The organism is Lentzea sp. NPDC006480, assembly GCF_040611995.1.
Taxonomy (GTDB): Bacteria; Actinomycetota; Actinomycetes; order Mycobacteriales; family Pseudonocardiaceae; genus Lentzea.
The window spans coordinates 15,871-33,017 of record NZ_JBEXPJ010000026.1 but is presented as its reverse complement, the minus strand read 5'-3'; the positions used below and the strand labels follow the sequence as shown (position 1 = coordinate 33,017).

Below are 17,147 nucleotides of genomic sequence, written 5' to 3'. Positions count from 1 at the left end.
CCTGATCGGAGCAACATGGCGGCGGCTCAGCACCTCGCCGGAACCACGAGCTGAGCGCCTGCGAGATAGGCGACCACGTCGGCGACCAGCGACTGCTCGATCTGCAGTGACTCCGCCACCTGCGCGATCGTGGTCTCGCCCGCCAGCAACGACTTCGCGATCTCGGTCGCGGGCGCGCTGTGCAGGATCACCTGGTACTGCGAACCGGGACACGCCAGCGCCTGGTCGCCGTTGAGCCGCTCGATCTCCGTGCCCGGCCGCATCGTGATCTTCTCGTCGTCGAGGATGTGCGGCAGGGTGAACACGGCGTCACCGGTCACCGCCATCACGGACAGGATGGGGCCCGCGCCGTCGTTGAGGCCGAGTGACGGCACGAGGCAGCCGCCGAGCTGGTCGAGCGTGTGCTTGAGCTTGCGCCAGATCAGGCACGGCCCGCTGCCGTTCTTCCACCGCACGAAGTTCTCGTGCAGCACGGAGATGTTCTCCAGGGCGACGGGACCGAGCGTCATCCGGTGCAGTGCCTCGCGCACCAGCGGGCTGGTGTCGGCGATCTCGATCGCGCCCCAGCGTCCGTGCACGGTGAGGTGCTCGGCCCCTTCGACGACGAAGGCGTCCTCGATCAGCGACCACAGCGGACGGCCCGCGGGAACGTGGGACTGGGTCGTGGGCACCACGGGCGCCTCCGCTCGGGTCACATGAACAGGGGGGTCGGGTTGAGCTCGTCGTAGCGGCGGGGTCGAGCCAGTCGTCCCAGTTGTACGGGAACGTCGTAGAGGCGCCCTTGAGCGAACCTCGACCAGAAGTGCCGCAGTCCCGGTACGACGACCCGGACGACCGGGAGACCGATGTCAGGCCTGGTCTGGTCGAGGACGAGCAGTTCCATCCCCTCGGCCTCCAGGGTGTCCTGGATGGCGCGGATGTCGTCGAGCAGGTCCTGCCGGTGCGTGTACCCGTGGTGGAACACGTCCCGCGCCGGTTCCGCGGGGTCCGGGGCGAGCCACGGGTGGTCGGCGAGGCGGGTGTGTTCGAACCACGTCCGCATGTCGGTGTCGAACCTGCCCAGGTCGACGGGTTCGCAGACCAGCGGCATGCACTGGTTCAGCTCGGTGAGCGCGCGGCGGGCGGCCAGCCGCGGGTCCAGGTGCGCGCCGCACCCGAGCATGATGTCCTCGCGCGGTCCGTCCGTGCGGCGCGACAGCGCCACCATCACCGGCACGCCCAGGTCCGCGGTGACGTCGAGCAGCCACACCTCGCGGCCGAGGCCCGCGTGCACGGCGCGCAGCTCGTCGATCCACGGGTCGTGGAACGAGTCCAGGTCCATGCCGGGCACCGGCGTGACGTTGTACCACCAGATGGCGACCGCGTCGCGTTCGATCAGTTCCAGAAGCCCTTGCAGCACCGCGTCTTCCAGGCTGCTGCCCGCGGCGCAGCCGTTGGAGTTGGCGGTCACGCTCGGCGGACAGGGGGCGCCGAAGTAGAGCATGCCGGTGGGCAGGAGCTTGTGCCGTCGTTCGGTCAGCGACCACAGCGGCGTCCAGTCCATCACCTCGTCCTCGTCGAACGGTGCGGCGACGTGCTGGAAGGAGGAATGGCCCGCGTTCCAGGCGTCGCGGCCGGAGAACTGGAGCGGGTGGAAGTGCTGGACGGCATCGGGGTGGATCGCCGCCTCGCCCAGCGCCCGGTAGCTGGCCCTCACAAGGGCCTCGTCTCCCGCGAACGCGCCGCTGCGCCGTTCCACGGCTTCGCACAGCGCCCCGACCTCGGCGTCGAGCGGCGTCACGCCCTTGCCCCCGGTGTCGGCGCGCAACGTCGAGCGCAGGCCTTCGAGCCCGTCTCCCTCGGCGGCGATGTTCGAGCCGGACCAGAAGGAGTTGAAGAAGTCGGGCCCGTTCTCGTGGCGGCGGATGTCCCGGACGATTCCGGTGACCGGGCTGACGAGGTGCCGGTAGGTGTCGAGCACCTCCTGCGGTGACGACGACCGGTGGCCGCCGCCGTCGCAGGAGCGCTTCACCCGGCTCACGAGCTCGACCGGCTCGAACGCCCTGCGTGCGACGGCCTCCTGGTCACCGCAGTCCGTGCACTGCGGGCGGCGCCACACCTCGTGCTGGGTGACGTTCATCGTGAGGCTGTCGTAGTTCCAGATCGACCGCTGGGCGTCGTGCCGGATGCCGGCCAGCCACTTGGTCGCCTCGACCGCCGCGATCTCCAGCGCCGTCGCCTGCAACGACGGCAGCCCGATGGCCGGGCGCGGAGCCGGGCCGCGTTGCCCGCAGCGCGCCCGCACGTGAGCCTCCGCGGACCTGTTCGCGGACAGGCGGGTGGCCAGGCAACGCCAGCACGGGCCGTCGCCGGGGGTGAAGAAGGGACCGACGCACACCTGCGCACCGACGGGCTTGACCAGCAACCACGGCCTGCCTGCCGAGCGGTGTGCGGCGTCGATCTCGCGGAGCTCTGGTGCCAGGTAGTCCGCACACGCCACGACCGTGAGGTCACCACTCCCCGAGGTGACCGTCAGTCCGTTGCGGCGCAAGGCTTCCACGAGCACCCCGCGATCGATGTCGCCGATCGCGACCACGGAGACCAGCGACGTCGTTGTCGCCGCCGCCGCGTCCGCGGGGTCGAGACCCGCCGCGTCCCAGTACGCGAGCGAGGCCTCGGTGCAGGCCGAACCGTCCTCCCGGCCCCGTGACCCGATCAAGCCCGCCGCCGAGAGCCGCGCGAGCATGCGGCCCACCTTGTCGGCGGTCAGGTCGGCGGGGACGTCGCGCAGCAGCGCCGCCAGATCGCGGGTGCCGTCGAGCAACGGCGCCAACGTCTCGACGTGGGTGCCCGCGATGGCCGTGACCCCGGACTCCCCGAAGAGGTAAACGGCTTCACCCTGCACTATCTGCGGCCGGAGGTGTCGTTTGAACCCGATGCGTTGCCCGCTCGGTTCGGCCCTTTCGCGTCTCATGCCGCGAGTACCTCGTCGTGGGCGACGTAGGGCCGGCCGGGCATGGTGTTCGTGACGCAGCCGCTGATCCAGGTCCAGTCCATCGAGGCGTCACGGTCGAATTCGTAGATCTTCATGTCGTCGGACTCGTCGGCGGCGGTGGGGACGGAAGCCAGGTGCTCCACGGTGACGGTGGGGTACATGTGCATCTCCGTTATTCGCGTGTCAATTGGTGTGGGTCAATTCTGCGGACCTGGCGTAATGGCTGGGTAGTTACGGCCTAATGCGCATCGGTATGAAGTTTTCATACCGGGGCACAGGGCGAACTCATCCGAGATCGAGGACCGGTGCACTAACGCGACCTCGTTGGGCCGAGCAGACTAATCAGGTGCTTGGAGAAGGAGGAGGGGTCGCGATGCAGATCAAGGTCCTGGGGCCGGTCGAGGCCAAGGTGAACGGTCGCTCGGTGACGCCCACGGCTGCCAAGCCGCGGCAGATCCTGGCGCTGCTCGCGCTGCACTCCGGATCGGTGGTGTCCGTGCCGACGCTGATCGAGGAGCTGTGGGGCGACCGCCCGCCGCGCAGCGCGCGCACCACGTTGCAGACCTACATCCTGCAGCTGCGCAAGCTGATCGGCGACGCGCTGGCCGCGTCCGGCGAGGGCGGCGCGAAAGAACTGCTGGTCACCCGCTACGGCGGGTACCTGCTCGACGTGCCGCCGGAGGCCGTCGACGTGCACGAGTTCGAGCGTCTCGCCCGGATCGGCCAGCAGGCCCACGAGGTCGAGGACTACCCGTCCGCCGCCCGGCTGCTGCGACAGGCGCTGGAGATGTGGCGCGGTCCCGCCGTCGTCGACGTGCGGCCGGGAATGCCGCTGGGCATCGAGGTCGTGCGCCTGGAGGAGTCACGGCTCGGCGCGCTCGAAGCCCGCATCGACGCGGAGCTGCGGATGGGCAAGCACAAGGCGTTGCTCAGCGAGCTCTCGGTGCTGACGGTGCAGAACCCGATGAACGAGAACCTGTGCGCGCAGTACATGATCTCGCTGTTCCGCGCGGGCCGGCAGTGGCAGGCGCTGGACGCCTTCAAGGGGTTGCGCAACACCCTGATCGACGAGCTCGGCGTCGAGCCGTCGTCCCGCCTGCAGTCGTTGCAGCACGCGATTCTCACATCGGATCCGCGGCTCGACAGCGCGGAAACCCGTCAGCTGCAACGCCTGCTTGCCTAGAGCACGGCTCCAGCGGCCCCCGCCACACTGTGGCGGGGGCCGTTTTTCTTTGTGTCACAACGGTTTCTTCGAGGGCGTCTCCAGTCGTCCACCACCGCACGCTGCAAACATCACTGATGGGCGTGCGGAAACCGCCCGCTGGAGGAAAGGAAAAGCAGCCGTGAGCGCACTGACCATCGAGGGCCTCAAGGAGATCCTCAACGAGGCCGCGGGCGACGACGACTCGTTCAAGCCGGGCCAGGACATTCTCGACATCCCGTTCCTCGAGCTGGGCTTCGACTCCCTCGCCCTGCTGGAGACGGTCGCGCTGATCAAGCGCAAGTACGGAGTCGCCGTCGCCGACGACGAGATGGCGTACATCGAGACGCCGCGTCAGTTGCTGGACAAGGTCAACGGACAGATCGCGGCCTGACCGCCGGCGAGACGAAACGGAGACGGACATGACGCACACCACCACGCACACGGTCATGATCGGTGCTCCCGCCAAGGTGGTCTACGACCTGGTCGCGGACGTCACGACCTGGCCGTACACCTTCGGACCCACGGTGCACGCCGAGGTGTTCGAACGGGACGGCAACACCGAACGGTTGCGGTTGCACGCGTTCGCCAACGGTGACGTGCGCACGTGGACGTCCCGTCGCGAGCTCGATCCGGCGAACCTGCACATCAAGTTCCAGCAGGAACGTTCGGCCGCGCCCGTCAAGACGATGGGCGGGGAGTGGCGGATCGTCCCGATCGCCGACTCGGCGACCCGGGTCGATCTGCTGCACCACTTCACGGCGGCGCAGCCGGAAGCGGTGGACCTGATCCTGAACGCGGTCAACAACAACAGCGATGCCGAGCTGGCCGCCCTGAAGCGGGCGGCCGAGTACGGCGACGACTACGACAAGCTGGTGCTGTCGTTCTCGGACAGCATCACGATCCACGCGGGCCGCAAGGACGTTTTCGAGTTCCTGTACCGGTCCGACCTGTGGCCGCAGCGGCTGCCGCACGTCGCCCGGCTGGACCTCAAGGAAGCTGTCACCGGCGTGCAGTCCATGGAGATGGACACGCGCAGCCCGGACGGGTCGATCCACACCACGCACTCGGTGCGGGTCTGCTTCCCGTACGACAGCATCGTCTACAAGCAGACGGCGACACCGCCGATCATGGCGGCCCACGTCGGACGCTGGACGTTCCGCGACATCGGTGACGGCATCGAGGCCGGCATCGAGGCGACCTCCCACCACACGGTCGTCATCCGGCCGGACGTCATCACCGAGGTGCTGGGGCCCGACGGCACGCTCGAGCGCGCTCGCGAGCTGATCCGCCACGCGCTGGGCACCAACAGCCTCACGACTCTCCGGCACGCCAAGGAATTCGCCGAGAACGGGTGAGGTGGCGCGATGGGGTTGGGTGGCGCGGAACTGCTCACCGCCGCGGCGCGTGCCGCAAGCCGCAACGGGCTCTACGTGGTGTCCATGTACCTGGAGAAGGCAGCGGTCGAACATCAGCGCAAGGGTTGTCCCTCCGAGGTGGGGCACTGCGCTTATGAGATCGAGGCCTCCCGCGTACTGCTGTCGGGGTTCTAGATGAAGCTCTACGACATCTCGCTGCGTCGCGCCGGACTGTCCACCACGGACAGACTGGTCGCGGCGCGGCGCCTCGACGCGCTCGGAGTCGCGTTCGTCGACGGAGGAAGGTCGGCCCGGTTCTACCACCGGGCCGCGCTGGAGCTCCGGTTGCGGGCCGCCACCCTCATCGCTTCCGGTGGTGCGGAGGATCTCGCCGCACTGCTCGCCGCGGAAACCCCCGCGGTGGCAATGGTTGTGCAAGGGCACGGCTTCTCGGTAGTGCGGGAGGCCGTGCGTCAACTCGTGCGCGCCGAACGGCGAGTGATCGTCGAGGCGCGGGACTTCTTCGACGGCTGGCTGATCGACCCCGAACACGCTTTGGAGGTCGTGCTGACTGCCGCGGAGGCTGGGGCGGAAACCGTGTTGCTGCACGACACAGCGGGCAAGCTGTGGCCGGACCAGATCGGCGAGATCGTCGAGAACGTCGCGGAAACCGGTGTGCCCCTTGGATTTGGTTGTCACGACGACGGCGGTTCGCAGGCGAAACGACTGTTCGCGGCGGATGCGGGGGCTGGGCTCGTACAGGGGTCCTACGCCGTCGTTCGAGGTGGCCTCGATCGGGCCGATTCACCATCGGTTCATTCGGCAGAAACAGGTATCGCTCCCGTGCCCTGTCCGAGATTGGAGCAGACCGTGTCCGCACACAAGGCGATTGGAGGTGTCCGATGAGTCGTCGCGCCGTCATCACCGGGGTGGGCGTGGTCGCACCTGGTGGCATCGGAACGAAGGCGTATTGGCAACTGCTGTCCGAAGGGCGTACGGCGACTCGCATCATCACGCACTTCGACGCGTCTCCGTACCGCTCCCGCATGGCGGGTGAAGCAGACTTCGACCCCGTGCGCGAAGGCCTTACGCCGCAAGAGATCCGCAGGCTCGACCGGGCCGCGCAGTTCGCGGTCGTCGCGGGCCGTGAAGCGATGGCCGACTCGGGCATCGAGTTCGACCAGCTCGACCCCGGCCGCATCGGTGTCTCGCTCGGCACCGCGGTCGGCTGCACGACCTCGCTGGAGCGCGAGTTCATCGTCGGCTCCGACCGGGGCAAGTACTGGGAGGTCGACGCCTCCTACGCGGTCCCGCACCTCTACGACTACTTCACGCCGTCCTCGATGGCGACGGAGCTGGCGTGGACGGTCGGCGCGGAAGGCCCGGTGTCCGTGGTCTCCACGGGCTGCACCTCCGGCCTGGACTCGGTGGGATACGCCGCCGAGCTGATCATGGAGGGCTCCGCGGACGTCGTCGTCACCGGCGGCACCGAGGCCCCGCTCTCCCCGATCACCGTGGTGTGCTTCGACGTCATCCGTGCGTCCAGCACCCGCAACGACGACCCCACCACCGCCTGCCGCCCGTTCGACAAGACGCGCGACGGACTGGTGCTGGGTGAGGGTTCCGCGATCATCGTGCTCGAAGAGCTGGAGCACGCCCGGGCTCGCGGCGCCCACATCTACGGTGAGGTCGCCGGCTTCGCCTCGCGGTGCAACGCCTACCACATGACGGGCCTGCACCCCGAGGGCATCGAGATGTCCGACGCCATCAACATCGCGCTCAAGCAGGCGCGGGCGGACGCGACGGACGTCGGTTACATCAACGCACACGGTTCGGGCACCAAGCAGAACGACCTGCACGAGACGGCGGCGTTCAAGCGTTCGCTGGGCGCTCACGCGTACAAGACGCCGGTCTCGGGCTTCAAGTCCATGATCGGGCACTCGCTCGGTGCGATCGGATCCCTGGAGATCGTCGGCTCGCTGCTGGCGTTCGAGCAGGACCTCATCCCGCCGACGGCGAACCTGCACGAGCAGGACCCGGAGTGCGACCTCGACTACACGCCGCTCGTGGCGCGCGAGAAGAAGGTCGACACGCTCCTGACGGTGGGCAGCGGTTTCGGTGGATTCCAGAGCGCCATGGTGCTCAAGAAGGTGGAAGGGGCAGGCCGGTGACTCGGGCGGTGGTGACGGGAATCGGCATCGCGTCGCCGAACGGGCTGGGGCCGACCGCGTACTGGCGGGCGACCCTGCACGGTGAGGCGGCGATCAAGCCGATCACCCGGTTCGACAGTGCGAACTACTGGGCGAAGATCGCCGGTGAGGTGCCGGGCTTCGAGGCAGGCCGGCACCTGCAGGGCCGGCTGCTGCCGCAGACGGACCACATGACGCGGTTGACGCTGGTGGGCACGGACTGGGCGTTGCGCGGCGCGGGTGTGCAGCCGAACGACATCCCGGACACCGACATCGCGGTGATCACCGCGGCGACGGCGGGCGGGTACGAGTTCGGTCAGCGCGAGCTGCAGAAGCTGTGGCACCAGGGCCCAGAGTACGTCTCGGCGTACCAGTCGTTCGCGTGGTTCTACGCGGTCAACACGGGCCAGATCTCCATCCGCCACGGCACACGCGGTCCTGGCGCCGTGGTGGTCTCCGAGCAGGCCGGTGGCATCGACTCCATCGGGCACGCACGGCGTCAGCTGCGCAAGGGCGTGCAGCTGGCTCTCACGGGCGGGATGGACTCCTCTCTGTGCCCGTGGGCGTGGGTTGCCCACCAGGCATCGGGTTGCTTGTCCCGCAACAACAACCCGAAGCGCGCCTACCTGCCGTTCGACCGCGACGCCGCTGGTTACGTCGCGGGCGAGGGTGGCGCGATCATGGTGCTGGAGACACCGGAGTCGGCGGCCGAGCGTCCCGGCACCCGCATCTACGGCGAGATCGTCGGGTACGCCGCGACGTTCGACTCGAAGATGCCGTCCCGGGAACCGGGTCTGAAGCGGGCGGCCGAGCTGGCGTTGCGCGACGCCGGCATGGACGCCTCGGAGATCGACGTCGTCTTCGCCGACGCGGCGGGGATTCCCGAGCTCGACAAGGCCGAGGCCGAGGCGATCAAGGGCATCTTCGGGCCGTACGGCGTGCCGGTGACGGCGCCGAAGACCATGACCGGGCGGCTGTTCGCCGGTGGTGGCTCCTTGGACGTCGCCTCGGCGATCCTCTCGATCTACTGGTCGGCGATCCCGCCCACCGTCAACGTCGAGAACGTCGTGCCGGAGTACGAGCTCGACCTCGTACTGAACGAGGCGCGGCACGGCAAGATCAAGGCCGCGCTGGTGCTCGGGCGCGGCAAGGGCGGGTTCAACTCCGCCATGGTGGTCCGCGAGTACAGGTGATGTTGTCTTTCGTTGCTCAGGGGTCGCGAGTTCTTTCGCGGCCCCTGAGCCGTTTCTGGAGGCTTTTGTGGACGTAGCACTGATGTTTCCGGGCCAGGGATCGCAGTATCCGCGGATGGCGGCGTCCCTGTACGGCGTGGAGCCCGTGTTCACCTCGGTGATCGACGAGGTGTTCGAGCTGTTCGGTGACGTGGGTTCTCTTGCCCGCGAGGACTGGTTGGCGGGCAACGACATCGACCACGTGTCGCGCGCACAGCCGTTGCTGTTCGCGGTCGACTACGCCCTGGGACGCACGGTTCTGTCTTGGGGTGTCAAGCCTGTCGCGTTGATCGGGCACTCCGCGGGTGAGGTTGTCGCGGCCACGCTGGCGGGCGTGTTCTCGTTGGCGGAGGCTGTTTCGCTGGTGCGGGACCGGGTGGTGTCGGCGGTGCCGATTCCGTCCGGCGGCATGCTCGCGGTGGCGGCTTCCGAGGCGGATCTGCTGCCGTACCTGGAAGGCGACGTGGCGATCGCGGCGGTGAACTCGGCTCGGCAGACGATGCTGGCCGGATCGGACGCGCCGCTGGCTTCAGTGCGGGCCCGGTTGGAGGCGGACGAGTACATCGTCGTCACCGTGCCGGCCACCACACCGTTCCACAGCCCGGCGATGCAGCCTGCCGTGGACGAGGCGCTGGCCACTTGGAGTGCTTCGCCTGCCGCGCCGTCGATGCCGGTGTACTCGGGGTACACGGGCCAGCTGATGACCGCGCAGGACGCGTTGTCCGCGCGGTTCTGGACCCGGCAGCTGACCGACGCCGTCTACTTCGGACCGGCGTTGAACGAGCTCGTCGCGACGTACGACGTGCTGCTGGTGGAGGCAGGTCCTGGCCAGACTTTGACGTCGTTCGCGCGTCGCACGAAGGCCGTGCGGTCGGGTGCTTCACAGGTGCTGCCGTTGCTGGACGCGTCGGATTCGATCGAGGCTGCACGCGCTCGCCTGGTGTGACACGTAAAAGAGCCGCCCTCTCCCGGAGGGCGGCTCTTTGGCCGGCATCTAGTCGGTGCCGCGGACGATGTGGTCTTCGTTCTCGGGTGGTGACATTTCGTTGTTCTCCATACCTTTTACGGTAGGGATGGTGATTCAGCTCTCACTTGAGAGCTAGTCGTCGAGCAGGGCGACCGCACGCGTCCAGCCCGCCCCGGCACCCTTGATCTTCACCGGGAACGCGACGACGGTGAAACCGAAGTCCGGCAACGCCTCCAGGTTGCTGAGGCGTTCGATCTGGCAGTACTCGCGGTCGCGGCCGGCGAAGTGCGCGGGCCACAGCACGCTCTCGTCCTTGGTCGCCAGGTAGCGCTTGACGATGTCCGGGAACGGCGCGTCGAGGCTGAACGCGTCCGTGGCGATCACCTTGACTCCCAGGTCCAGCAACATGTTCGTGGCGGGACCGTCGAGCCCGGTGTAGTCGGTGAAGTAGGTCTGGGTGCCCGCGTGCTCGGCGGCGCCGGTGTCGAGGATGACGATGTCCATCGGCTTCGGGGTGTACCCGATGCGGGCGAACTCCTTCTCCAGCACCTCGGGCCCGATGGCGCCGGTGCCGTGGCCGCGGACGTCGAGCTTCACGCCGGGGTTGTGGAACCACTCCAGCGGCATCTCGTCGATGTGGCGCGGGATTCCGTTGCCGTACGTGGTCTTCGAGCCGTAGTGCGACGGCGCGTCGACGTGCGTGCCGGTGTGGGAGGTGAGGCTGATCCGGTCCAGCGTCAGGAACTCCGAGTCCCGCAGCACGGACACGTCGAACTCGATGCCGAGCCTCGCCTTCAGCGTCTCGGCCATGTGGTCGGCACCCTGGGCGGCCGTGAGCACCTCGTGCGTCACCGGGTCCGCTTCGTACGCGGATGCGTCAATGTGGGAAGACAGATCGATGATGCGCATGCCGTTGAGCTTGGCGGGCGTTCCTTGAGCACGTCTCAAGACGCGGTGTGCATGGTCTTCCTGTCGCGGAAGTCCGATTCAGGGAGCCCTCTCATGATCACGTTCGTCAACCGCTTCACGCTCACCGGTGACGCCGAGGAGTTCGAGAAGGCCTTCGACGAGACGGCGGCGTTCCTGCGCGAGCAGCCGGGCCTGATCAAGTACACGCTGTCGCGCCAGCTGGACGACCCGGCCTCGTACATCAACATCGCGTTGTGGGAGAGCGCCGACGACCTGCGCGCCGCCCTGGCGCACCCGGACTTCGGCAACCACGCCAAGGCGATGCGCGGTCTGGCCGAGTCCGTCGGCGCGCTCTTCACGCCGCGGCTGTCGTTCGAAGCCTGATGGCTCCTCTGGAGGGTCTTCGGGTCGTCGAGTTCGGCGGCATCGGGCCTGGTCCGCACGGGGCGATGCTGCTCGCGGACCTCGGCGCGGAGGTCGTGCGCGTCGAGCGTCCGTCCGGTGGCTTGTCCGTGGTGCCGGACGCCTCCCGCGACTTCCTGTTGCGCGGCAGGCGTTCGGTGGCCGCGGACCTGAAGTCTCCCGACGGCCGTGCCTCGGTGCTGTCGCTGATCTCCTCGGCGGACGTGGTGATCGAGGGTTTCCGTCCCGGCGTCCTGGAACGACTGGGACTGGGGCCTTCCGACTGCCTGGCGGTGAATCCGGGGCTGGTCTACGCGCGGATGACCGGGTGGGGGCAGACCGGGCCGCTGGCGGACCGGGCCGGGCACGACATCAACTACCTGTCGCTGACCGGAGTGCTGCACGCCGTCGGCAAGCCGCCGTTGAACCTCGTCGGTGACTTCGGTGGCGGGTCGCTTTATCTGGTGCTGGGCGTGCTGGCGGCGTTGTGGGAACGGCAGCGCACCGGCCGTGGTCAGGTCGTGGACGCGGCGATCGTCGACGGTGTGGCGTCGCTGGCGCAGATGATCTGGTCGATGAAGTCGCAGTCGGTGTGGGAGGACGCGCCCGACTCGAACCTGCTGGACGGCGGGTGCCCGTTCTACTCGATCTACGAGTGCGCGGACGGCCGTTCGGTCGCAGTGGGTTCGCTGGAACCGCAGTTCTACGCGTTGTTGTTGTCCGGCTTGGGGTTGCCTGCCGACGATCTTCCGTCGCAGATGGACCGTGACGGATGGCCGTTGCTGCGCAAGACGTTGGCCGAGGCGTTCCTGACCCGGACGCGCGACGAGTGGGCTTCCGTGTTCGCCTCGTCCGACGCCTGCGTGACCCCGGTGCTGACCTTGGAGGAGGCGGCCTCGCATCCGCATCTGGTGGCACGTGGAGTGTTCACCGCGGATGGTGCCGCCGCCCCGGCACCGCGCTTTCTATAGCTTGCTGAAGAACTCGATGATGTCCTCGGCGTGCGCCCGAGGTTCCTCCATCGCGACGAAGTGGCCGCCGGGGTTCCCCTCGCCCCACCGGACGATGTCGTTCGCCTGCTCCGCGAGCCGGCGAATCCCCGGCGCCCCGTGGTACACACCGGTCGGCGCGTGCTGCTGTCCGGTGGGCCAGGCGAACCTCGTGTTGTCGTACATGAACCACGACGAGCTCGCGGCGGTGGCGGTGAACCAGTAGATGCTCGCGTTGGTGAGCAGCTGGTCGCGGTCGATCGCCAGCTCCGGCAGTGCGGCGGTGGGCGTGAACTCCTGGAACTTCTGCATCAGCCAGCCCAGCAGCCCGGCGGGTGAGTCGGTCCAGCCGTAGGAGAACGACTGCGGTGCGACGCGCAGCAGCGAGTGGTGGTCGACGGCGTACTTGGACCACTGCTCGATCTGCGCGAACACGGCTCGTTCGTCGTCGGTCAGTTCCGTGGTCTCGTCCGGAAAACCGAGCCCGCCGTCGATGTGCACGCCGACCACCCCTTGCGGATCGGCCTTCGCGACCTCCTGTGAGATGTACGCGCCGAGGTCTCCGCCTTGCGCGCCATAACGTTCATAGCCGAGCCGGTGCATCAGCTCGGCCCACATGCGTCCTGTCTTCGCGGTGCTGAACCCGGTTTCCGTTGGCGCGTCGGAGAAACCGAAGCCGGGCACGGACGGCACCACCACGTGGAAGTGCTCGGTCAGCAGCCCGATGGTGCCGGTGAACTCGACGATCGAGTTGGGCCAGCCGTGCGTGAGGACCAGGGGGAGGGCGTCCGGGTTCTTCGACCGCACGTGCAGGAAGTGCACGCGCAGCCCGTCGATCTCCGTCGTGTACTGGGGAAACTCGTTGAGCCGCTGCTCCTGTGCCCGCCAGTCGAAGCCGTTTCGCCAGTGGCGTGCGAGCTCCTGCAGGTAGCCGACCGGGACGCCGCGGCTCCAGCCGTCGCCGGGGAGCTGCTCCGGCCAGCGCGTCCGGTCGAGCCGGGCGTGCAGGTCGTCGAGGTCGGACTGCGGGACGTGGAGCTGGAACGGGGTGATCGTCATGTCCGGGACGGTATTCGCGAAGTAGGACAGTTCCGGTCCCAGTTCGCGTCCCATTTCGTTCGCGGGACTAAGTTCTTGTTCGTGGAACTGCGCATCTTCACCGAGCCCCAGCAGGGGGCGAGCTACGACGACCTGCTCCGGGTGGCCAGGACGGCCGAGGACGCCGGGTACGGCGCCTTCTTCCGCTCCGACCACTACCTCAAGATGGGTTCGGCCGACGGCCTGCCCGGCCCGACCGACCCGTGGATCACGTTCGCCGGCCTGGCCCGCGACACGTCGACGATCCGCCTGGGCACGCTCATGACGGCCGCGACGTTCCGCTACCCCGGCCCGCTCGCCATCAGCGTCGCCCAGGTCGACCAGATGTCCGGCGGCCGGGTGGAGTTCGGCATCGGCGCCGGCTGGTACGAGGCCGAGCACACCGCGTACGGCATCGAGTTCCCGCCGCTCGGCGTCCGCTTCGAGCGCTACGAGGAGCAGCTCGCCGTCATCACCGGCCTCTGGGAGACGCCTCTCGGTGGCACCTTCTCGTTCGAGGGCAAGCACTACACGCTGACGGACTCGCCGGCGCTGCCGAAGCCCGCGCAGGAGCGCATCCCGGTGCTGATCGGCGGCAAGGGTGCCAAGCGGACGCCCGCGTTGGCCGCGTCCTTCGCCACCGAGTTCAACCTGCCGTTCGTCGGCATCGACGCCGCCGTCGAGCAGTACGCGCGCGTCGACGCCGCGTGTGCCGAGATCGACCGCGATCCGGGCGAGATCATCCGCTCGGTGGCTCTCGTCGCCTGTGTCGGCCGCACCGACGCCGACGTCGCCCGCCGCGCCGCCGCGATCGGCCGTGAGGTGTCCGAGCTGAAGCAGAACGGCCTCTGCGGCACCCCGGCCGAGATCGTCGAGTGCATCGGCACGTGGCGCGAGGCGACCGGTATCCAGCGCGTGTACCTGCAGGTGCTGGACCTGGCCGACCTCGACCACATCACCGAGATCGCCGCGGACGTGATCCCACAGCTCGGCTGATATCCCGTATATGGGATATCAGCTCAAGACGTCGCTGATATCCCATATATCGCGTACTGGATCTCACATCGCGGCGCCGCTGATATATCGGATATCGGGTATTGGATATCAGGCGAGCGCGCGGCGCACCTCGTCCGGCATGGGCATCGCATACCGCGCGTATGGCCGCCGATATCCGATATATCGCAGCTGCAGTCCGGGGTCGTCGAGGTAGCGGCGCTCCAGGCCGTCCTCGCCGAGCACCAGCTTGAGGCCGCGTCCGAGCATCGACGGCGAGTCGAGGCCGAAGCGCTCGCGCAGCACGTCGGCGGCCGCGTGGTCGCCGAACTCCAGCGCCGCCCGGCGCACGGACGCGACCGGCACCATCGCGTACTGGTCGTCGGCGTGCACGCCGTTGCCGTGCGTGAGGTTCAACGCGCGGAGAGCCTTCTGGTGCGCTCCGCCGTCGAGGCCGAGGTAGTACTTCTCCCAGTCAGCGACCTGGATCTCGCCACTCCACGTGCGAACAGGTGCCGCCCCTGCAGCAAATACAGGCGCGGCACTGTTCGCGGTGATTCCTGTCGTCGCGAGCGCCGTGATGCCGGCAGCCGTGAACAACTGGCGTCGGGAAAGCCTCACGACGCATCCTCCTCCGAAAGCCCGCAACCCGCGCGGGGCTACGGAATGCTAGCGAAGGTGATTCCCGGCGCGACGGGGCCAGTGCGGGTCAACGTGCGGTCCGACAGGGGGAGCGTTCCGTCGAGGGCCGCGAGCACAGAGTCACGAGCCAGCGGCAGCACCTCGGCCACGGTCACGTCCCGGCCCAGCTCGTGCGACAGCGACGCGACGCCCGCGTCCTTGATGCCGCACGGGATGATGTCGCCGAACGCCTCGAGGCTCGCGTTGCAGTTGATCTCGAAGCCGTGCATGGTCACGCCGCGCTGCACCCGGATGCCGATCGCGGCGACCTTGCGCTCGGGACCGCGGTCGTCGGCGGGGATCCACACGCCGCTGCGGCCCTCGACCCGGCCGGTGTGCACGCCGAGACGGTCGCACACGTCGATCAGGCCCTGCTCAACGCGCCGCACGTACTCGACGACGTCGATCGGGTCGGTCAGCTTGACGATCGGGTAGCCGACGAGCTGGCCGGGGCCGTGCCAGGTGATCTTGCCGCCGCGGTCGACGTCGATGACCGGGGTGCTGCCACCGACCGGGCGTTCCTCGTCCAGGGTGCGACGGCCGCACGTGTAGACGGGCGGGTGCTGGAGCAGGAGCATCGTGTCCGGCGTGCTGCCGTCGGCGCGCTGTTCCGCGATCTCCTTCTGGAGCTCCCACGCCGCCATGTAGTCGATGAGGCCCAGCTCACGGACGACGACGGGGTCTGTCGAGGTGCGGCACGAGTTCACGACCCGACGTTACCAACCCCAGCGCGAGTGCTGCCACGAGTCCCACGCCCGTCACACCCAGGGCCGCGCCGATGACGTCGGTGAGCCAGTGCATCTGCAGCACGACCCGAGCGAAGCCCGCGACCAGCACCGCGAGCACGCCCCACCACACACCGCGCTTCGTCAGCACGACCATGGTGAACGCCACCGAGGCGACCGCGACCGTGTGCCCGCTCGGGTAGCTCGGCAGGTGGTACTCCAGCGGCCGCGCCCGGTCGAACAGCCACCGGGTCAGCAGTGTCGCGCAGCAGATCGAGTGCAGTGCCAGCGCTTTCCACAGCCGCGGGTCACGCCGTCGCCACGCCAGCACGACCAGCACGACCGCGAACCCCCACCCGACCGTCGGTCCCAGCACGAGGCCGATCGCGAACGCGGCCGCCCGCAGCCACTCCGGGCGGGGCAGCACCTCGTTCACCCAGACGTCGAGCCCAGTGACTTCGGGCATCCCCAGCAGGATCCACGAGATCACCAGCACGGCTGCGACGGCACGGGTCATGCGACCGCCGCGTTCAACGCCGCCGGCAGTGCGGGATGCAGGAAGTGGAAGCCCTTCTGCTCCAGCACCTTCGGCGTCAGCCCCGGTCCACTCAGCAACAGCTCCTCGGCCATCTCGCCGCCGAGCAACGTCTTCAGCGCGAACGCCGGCACCACCCACGGCGTCGGCCGGTGCAACGCGGTGCCGACCGCCTTCGTGAACTCGGCGTTCGTCACCGGCGTCGGCCCGGCCACGTTCACGGGCCCATTAATATCGTCGTGCTCGACGACGAACCGGTACGCGGAGACGACGTCGTCCAGCGACACCCACGGGAAGAACTGCTCGCCGGTCCCGAGCTTGCCGCCCAGGAAGAACTGGAACACCGGCTTCAACCGGCCGAACACACCCCCGGACGGCGAGATGACGACAGCGGTGCGCATCAACACGACACGTACGCCCGCTTTCTGTGCCACGGACGTCGCCGCTTCCCACTCCTGGGTCAGCCGCGACATGAACGAGTGCCCGCCGGGAGCGTCCTCGTCCGCGAGCCGCGAGCCGGTGTCGCCGTAGAAGTGGGCGCCCGACGAGCTCACCAGCGCGGGCACGCCGTGCTCGACGACCGCGGCCGACAGCACCTCGGCCGGCACGACGCGGCTGTCGTGCAGGACCTGCTTGCGCGCGTCGTCCCAGCGCTTGTCGCCGATGCCCGCCCCGCAGAGGTTGATGACGGCGTCGACCCCGTCGAACGTCCCGTCGTCGATGCGCCCGGCGTACGGGTCCCAGCCGCGTTCGTCCGGAGCGGCGGCTTTGCGGCGCACCAGCCGCAGCACTTCGTGACCGGCGGCGCGCATCGACGCCACCAGGCTCGTCCCGATCAGTCCCGACGATCCCGCGATCACAACCCGCATAGGTAGATCGTTCCCCACTCAAGCATCGCCTGCACAGCAATACATC

At 68.5% G+C, this 17,147-nt stretch carries 20 protein-coding genes; 11 read left to right on the top strand and 9 right to left on the bottom strand.

Features of this window, described 5'->3' with window-relative positions:
• Positions 1-26: 26 nt before the first annotated feature.
• The 3 genes from ABZX92_RS13465 to ABZX92_RS13455 are packed head-to-tail and all read right to left on the bottom strand — an operon-like array spanning position 27 to position 3,135.
• Positions 27-674, bottom strand: a complete 648-nt coding sequence (locus ABZX92_RS13465; protein ID WP_355557807.1) for a hypothetical protein — start codon at positions 672-674, stop codon at positions 27-29.
• Between the two features lie 17 nt (positions 675-691).
• On the bottom strand, positions 692-2,953 hold the full coding sequence (locus ABZX92_RS13460) for a TOMM precursor leader peptide-binding protein (RefSeq protein WP_355557804.1): 2,262 nt from the start codon (positions 2,951-2,953) through the stop codon (positions 692-694).
• Positions 2,950-3,135, bottom strand: a complete 186-nt coding sequence (locus ABZX92_RS13455; RefSeq protein WP_355557802.1) for a hypothetical protein — start codon at positions 3,133-3,135, stop codon at positions 2,950-2,952. Before ABZX92_RS13455 ends, ABZX92_RS13460 begins: the two co-directional genes overlap by 4 nt.
• A gap of 212 nt (positions 3,136-3,347) precedes the next feature.
• On the opposite strand from ABZX92_RS13455, the gene ABZX92_RS13450 reads away from it, so the two are divergent.
• The 8 genes from ABZX92_RS13450 to ABZX92_RS13415 all read left to right on the top strand — a co-directional run bounded on the left by ABZX92_RS13450 (position 3,348) and on the right by ABZX92_RS13415 (position 9,900).
• Positions 3,348-4,157, top strand: coding sequence for an AfsR/SARP family transcriptional regulator (locus ABZX92_RS13450; RefSeq protein WP_355557799.1), 810 nt, complete (start codon positions 3,348-3,350; stop codon positions 4,155-4,157).
• Positions 4,158-4,317: 160 nt separating this feature from the next.
• A complete protein-coding gene (locus tag ABZX92_RS13445; protein WP_355557796.1) occupies positions 4,318-4,569 on the top strand; it encodes an acyl carrier protein in 252 nt (83 codons plus the stop codon).
• 28 nt (positions 4,570-4,597) lie between these two features.
• Complete coding sequence (locus ABZX92_RS13440; RefSeq protein WP_355557793.1) at positions 4,598-5,533, top strand: aromatase/cyclase; 936 nt, start codon at positions 4,598-4,600, stop codon at positions 5,531-5,533.
• Between the two features lie 9 nt (positions 5,534-5,542).
• Positions 5,543-5,728, top strand: coding sequence for a hypothetical protein (locus tag ABZX92_RS13435; RefSeq protein WP_045309297.1), 186 nt, complete (start codon positions 5,543-5,545; stop codon positions 5,726-5,728).
• Entirely contained in the window at positions 5,729-6,439 is a 711-nt protein-coding gene (locus ABZX92_RS13430) for a hypothetical protein (RefSeq protein ID WP_355557790.1), read from the top strand.
• Positions 6,436-7,704 carry a beta-ketoacyl-[acyl-carrier-protein] synthase family protein gene (locus ABZX92_RS13425; protein ID WP_045309298.1) on the top strand — a complete coding sequence of 423 codons (1,269 nt, stop codon included), beginning with the start codon at positions 6,436-6,438 and terminating at the stop codon, positions 7,702-7,704. Before ABZX92_RS13430 ends, ABZX92_RS13425 begins: the two co-directional genes overlap by 4 nt.
• A complete protein-coding gene (locus tag ABZX92_RS13420) occupies positions 7,701-8,915 on the top strand; it encodes a ketosynthase chain-length factor (RefSeq protein WP_355557788.1) in 1,215 nt (404 codons plus the stop codon). Before ABZX92_RS13425 ends, ABZX92_RS13420 begins: the two co-directional genes overlap by 4 nt.
• 82 nt (positions 8,916-8,997) lie before the next feature.
• Positions 8,998-9,900: an acyltransferase domain-containing protein gene (locus tag ABZX92_RS13415; protein ID WP_355557924.1), complete on the top strand. Its 903-nt coding sequence runs from the start codon at positions 8,998-9,000 to the stop codon at positions 9,898-9,900.
• A gap of 153 nt (positions 9,901-10,053) precedes the next feature.
• Here ABZX92_RS13415 and ABZX92_RS13410 read toward each other — a convergent pair whose 3' ends face one another.
• A complete protein-coding gene (locus ABZX92_RS13410) occupies positions 10,054-10,830 on the bottom strand; it encodes a cyclase family protein (protein WP_355557786.1) in 777 nt (258 codons plus the stop codon).
• A 93-nt stretch (positions 10,831-10,923) separates the two neighbouring features.
• Between ABZX92_RS13410 and ABZX92_RS13405 the strand changes: the two genes are divergently transcribed.
• Positions 10,924-11,214 carry an antibiotic biosynthesis monooxygenase family protein gene (locus ABZX92_RS13405; RefSeq protein WP_355557783.1) on the top strand — a complete coding sequence of 97 codons (291 nt, stop codon included), beginning with the start codon at positions 10,924-10,926 and terminating at the stop codon, positions 11,212-11,214.
• Positions 11,211-12,203, top strand: a complete 993-nt coding sequence (locus ABZX92_RS13400) for a CaiB/BaiF CoA-transferase family protein (protein WP_355557921.1) — start codon at positions 11,211-11,213, stop codon at positions 12,201-12,203. Before ABZX92_RS13405 ends, ABZX92_RS13400 begins: the two co-directional genes overlap by 4 nt.
• Here the strand turns inward: ABZX92_RS13400 and ABZX92_RS13395 are convergent.
• Positions 12,198-13,280, bottom strand: coding sequence for an epoxide hydrolase family protein (locus ABZX92_RS13395; RefSeq protein ID WP_355557780.1), 1,083 nt, complete (start codon positions 13,278-13,280; stop codon positions 12,198-12,200). The genes ABZX92_RS13400 and ABZX92_RS13395 overlap by 6 nt on opposite strands.
• 81 nt (positions 13,281-13,361) lie before the next feature.
• Here ABZX92_RS13395 and ABZX92_RS13390 point away from each other — a divergent pair, with 81 nt between their 5' ends.
• Positions 13,362-14,294, top strand: a complete 933-nt coding sequence (locus ABZX92_RS13390; protein WP_355557778.1) for an LLM class F420-dependent oxidoreductase — start codon at positions 13,362-13,364, stop codon at positions 14,292-14,294.
• 108 nt (positions 14,295-14,402) lie between these two features.
• Here the strand turns inward: ABZX92_RS13390 and ABZX92_RS13385 are convergent, their stop codons facing one another.
• The 4 genes from ABZX92_RS13385 to ABZX92_RS13370 are packed head-to-tail and all read right to left on the bottom strand — an operon-like array spanning position 14,403 to position 17,101.
• Positions 14,403-14,912, bottom strand: coding sequence for a hypothetical protein (locus ABZX92_RS13385; RefSeq protein ID WP_355557776.1), 510 nt, complete (start codon positions 14,910-14,912; stop codon positions 14,403-14,405).
• A gap of 38 nt (positions 14,913-14,950) precedes the next feature.
• Positions 14,951-15,679: a lipoyl(octanoyl) transferase LipB gene (gene lipB / locus ABZX92_RS13380; RefSeq protein ID WP_355557773.1), complete on the bottom strand. Its 729-nt coding sequence runs from the start codon at positions 15,677-15,679 to the stop codon at positions 14,951-14,953.
• Positions 15,636-16,214 (bottom strand): phosphatase PAP2 family protein, encoded by a 579-nt coding sequence (locus ABZX92_RS13375; RefSeq protein WP_355557770.1) that lies wholly within the window; start codon positions 16,212-16,214, stop codon positions 15,636-15,638. The genes lipB and ABZX92_RS13375 overlap by 44 nt, the downstream gene beginning before the upstream one ends.
• Entirely contained in the window at positions 16,211-17,101 is an 891-nt protein-coding gene (locus ABZX92_RS13370; protein WP_355557767.1) for a TIGR01777 family oxidoreductase, read from the bottom strand. The genes ABZX92_RS13375 and ABZX92_RS13370 overlap by 4 nt, the downstream gene beginning before the upstream one ends.
• Positions 17,102-17,147 lie beyond the last annotated feature (46 nt).